This is a genomic window from Rhizobium sp. P1_E6 (assembly GCF_056405875.1).
In genome coordinates, this window is the sequence record NZ_JBFUBG010000238.1 from 1 (window position 1) to 2,006 (window position 2,006).

The following is a 2,006-nucleotide window of genomic DNA, read 5'->3' on the forward strand; positions in this document are numbered from 1 at the left end:
CTGCGGGTAGAGGGCGCGGTAACGGCAGGTGACCGGCGCACCCTGGGCGAGCTTCGTGAAGCTGTCGATCAGGAAGGAGGTGTTGCGCTCGTAAAGCTCTGTCAAAGCTTCGACGGCTTTTACCGGATCATCGAAGGTTTGCGGCTCGAAAGGGGGAGGCGACGAAATGTCGAAAGCGGACAGGGGAGAGATTCGTTTGCTCATGGTGCATTATAGAGAGTTGTTTTTAACAAGCAAACGACGGGCGAAGGCTGAGCCTCAGATATTTTCCCGATATCAGCGGATGACGGTGCAGTAACCGCCGCTGCTTTCCAGGCAGGTATAGTTCGCGCCGAAATGCGACTGCAATGCACCGCCGCCGCCAGTACGCACGATAACTGCCGAAAACGAGATCGCGAAGATCGCCGCAAACAGCGTTATGATTGTAAACCGTCTCGCCAGAATGAACACGTCCACGTCCTTACCCCCGATATACGCACTTCATGGTGCTCTTTTGCCATGATGTGGCTGAACGGGTGCTGAGATGGCGGTTCATTTGGCGTTCAGTTTCCGAGGCCGGCTAAGGTCCTCAGAGGCTGGCTCACTGTCTCAGAGACGGGTCCAGGTCTGCGACTTGCAGAGGACATTCAGCACGCAGCCTTTCAGCTTGAGAGATCTGCCGGAAACGCTGCCCGAGCCGCTGTAGATCTTGTCGTCGGCGGGATCGGTGATCTCACCGCTATAGCTGCCGCCGGTGCCGGCTAGCGTGCCGATCTTCTTGCCGGCATATTTGCCCGACTTGAGTGTGATGCAGTATCCCCCACCACAGGGGCCGATCGCTGCCGTGTCGCCGGCGACCGTCTTCCAGTTGCCGACGATCGGTTCTTCCGCCTGTGCAAGGCCTGCCACAAGTGCCAGCGCGCCGGCGAGAACGAGGGTACGGATCATCTCTTTCCTCCATGAGATACGAAATGGCGCGAAAATAACTGACGCGAACGTAAAGGTAAATATCCCGTCGAAAGCGCCTGAAATGCAGCCTTCGGCATCCGTTTTTTCTGCCGGTGGCCTGATCGATGCTGATTTCAGGGTAAACAAATCCTCAATTTCCAAATCCTAATTTTTCGTAAAAGGCGCGCAAAAATCCTTAATTCGCAGGGATTCCGATGTTTAACAAAAACCCAATTTTACCAAGCATTTGCACTTTGTTTGCGTCAAATTAATCATGCATTTTAGGCGTTTTTTGAAAGCCGTTTGGCATAGTGAACCCATCAAACGAGCGGGGCAAACCCGCCGGACCGGCAAGGCCGAAAGCCACACAAGATGGCAAGGCCCAAAGGTAAAACAGGGTACGTCTAAACAGGCTAACAGGGATAGAACCGATGGCACGCTTTGAAATGCACAATGCTGAAATGGCCACCATGGGTGGCGACAACAACAGCGCCGATGTCTTCTGCGAAATGGGTCTGATGTATGCGACCGGCCGTGGTTGCGAGATCGATCTCGTCTCTGCCCACAAGTGGCTGAACATCGCCGCAATCAAGGGCAACGACCGTGCCGCCGAGCTGCGCGCCGATGTCGCCGCTTCGATGAGCAAGATGCAGCTTGCATCCGCGCTCCGTGCCGCCCGCGAATGGATGACGATCCACTAGGGAACGTCGCCACACGACAATTCGAAATAACAACCTCAAAAGAGGGGAGCTGGCGGGGCGCTTTGGACGGGGCCGACGCCGGGAGAAGGAAACCGCGACCGGCAACACCCGCCGGCCGCGGTTCACCCGTTTTTGGGTTTCTGTTGTCAGGCGAGTTTTTTCAAGACCAGTGGCAGCGCCGCTTCGAGCCGCGCCATATCGGCTTCCGGCCCGACGCTGACACGAATGCAGCGGTTCAGCGGCACGACACCCGGCATGCGGATGAAGACGCCACGCTCCATCAGCCCGTCCACGACGGCCCGCGCATGGGTGCCGTCGCGTCCGGCATCGATCGCCACGAAATTCGTGGCCGACGGCAGCGGCTGCAGGCTGTTCCTC

General features: G+C 57.1%; 3 protein-coding genes and 2 pseudogenes. 1 reads left to right on the forward strand and 4 read right to left on the reverse strand.

Annotated elements, in window-relative coordinates:
• The 3 genes and pseudogenes from AC1D35_RS35740 to AC1D35_RS35750 all read right to left on the reverse strand — a co-directional run.
• A pseudogene (locus AC1D35_RS35740) lies at window positions 1-204 on the reverse strand (AMP nucleosidase); the annotation flags it as partial.
• A 72-nt stretch (window positions 205-276) separates the two neighbouring features.
• Window positions 277-456 carry a hypothetical protein gene (locus tag AC1D35_RS35745; protein ID WP_113300947.1) on the reverse strand — a complete coding sequence of 60 codons (180 nt, stop codon included), beginning with the start codon at window positions 454-456 and terminating at the stop codon, window positions 277-279.
• A 132-nt stretch (window positions 457-588) separates the two neighbouring features.
• Window positions 589-927: a DUF2147 domain-containing protein gene (locus AC1D35_RS35750; RefSeq protein WP_113300948.1), complete on the reverse strand. Its 339-nt coding sequence runs from the start codon at window positions 925-927 to the stop codon at window positions 589-591.
• 431 nt (window positions 928-1,358) lie between these two features.
• On the opposite strand from AC1D35_RS35750, the gene AC1D35_RS35755 reads away from it, so the two are divergent.
• A complete protein-coding gene (locus AC1D35_RS35755) occupies window positions 1,359-1,628 on the forward strand; it encodes a tetratricopeptide repeat protein (RefSeq protein ID WP_113300949.1) in 270 nt (89 codons plus the stop codon).
• 146 nt (window positions 1,629-1,774) lie between these two features.
• Here AC1D35_RS35755 and AC1D35_RS35760 read toward each other — a convergent pair.
• Window positions 1,775-2,006, reverse strand: a pseudogene (locus tag AC1D35_RS35760) (pyridoxal phosphate-dependent aminotransferase); the annotation flags it as partial.

Excerpts from the sequence above, each read along its gene's own strand:
- AC1D35_RS35755 (WP_113300949.1), top strand. The coding sequence starts at position 1,359 with ATGGCACGCTTTGAAATGCACAATGCTGAAATGGCCACCATGGGTGGC.
- AC1D35_RS35750 (WP_113300948.1), bottom strand. The coding sequence starts at position 927 with ATGATCCGTACCCTCGTTCTCGCCGGCGCGCTGGCACTTGTGGCAGGC.